Raw genomic sequence first — 620 nt, forward strand, 5'->3', positions numbered from 1 at the left:
GCACCGCCCGCGCCCCCATCTCCATCGACGGCGCCCTGACCGCCACCGAGACCGCCCTGACCGCCCCCGGCCCCCGGCCCACCGCCGTCGTCTGCGACGACGACAAACTCGCCGCCGGCGCCTACAAGGCACTGCGCCGCCTCGGCCTGCGCATCCCCGACGACATCTCGGTCACCGGCCTCGACGACCTCGCCCTGGCCACCGCGATCGACCCCGAGCTGACCACCGTACGACTGGACGCCGAGCTGTTCGGAGAACGGGGCATGCAGGCCCTCCTCGCGGTCCTGGAGGGCCGCGAACCGGACGGCGGGGACATCCCCGTCCGACTCGTCGTCCGGGGCTCCACAGCGCCACCAGGCGCCCCCCGATAGACCGAGTGCCCCGGCCGCAACTCCCGGCCGGGGCACCCTCGACGTCACAGCGGACGGATCACTCCTCCGCGGAGCCCTCCTCCGAGGTCTCCGCCTCCGTGCCCGCACCCTCCGCCGCCAGCAGCCGGCCCAGCTGACGCCCGACGATCCGCTTGAACTTGCGCTTCTGCGGACGCGTACGGTCCAGCACCGCCACCTCCAGCCGCTCGGCGGGGATCTCCCGCTCGCTGCCGTTGGTGTCCCGGGACA

Annotated in this window: 1 protein-coding gene and 1 pseudogene; one reads left to right on the top strand and one right to left on the bottom strand. The window is 74.2% G+C overall.

Annotation, left to right across the window (positions count from 1 at the left end; genetic code table 11):
- The coding region (locus CCN44_RS39410; RefSeq protein WP_143650362.1) for a substrate-binding domain-containing protein at positions 1–371 on the top strand (371 nt) is incomplete at its 5' end.
- A gap of 58 nt (positions 372–429) precedes the next feature.
- Here the strand turns inward: CCN44_RS39410 and CCN44_RS39415 are convergent.
- Positions 430–620 (bottom strand): annotated as a pseudogene (locus CCN44_RS39415) (proteasome subunit alpha); the annotation flags it as partial.

Origin of the sequence: Streptomyces tricolor (assembly GCF_002155905.1) — a bacterium.
Lineage (GTDB): Bacteria > Actinomycetota > Actinomycetes > Streptomycetales > Streptomycetaceae > Streptomyces > Streptomyces tricolor.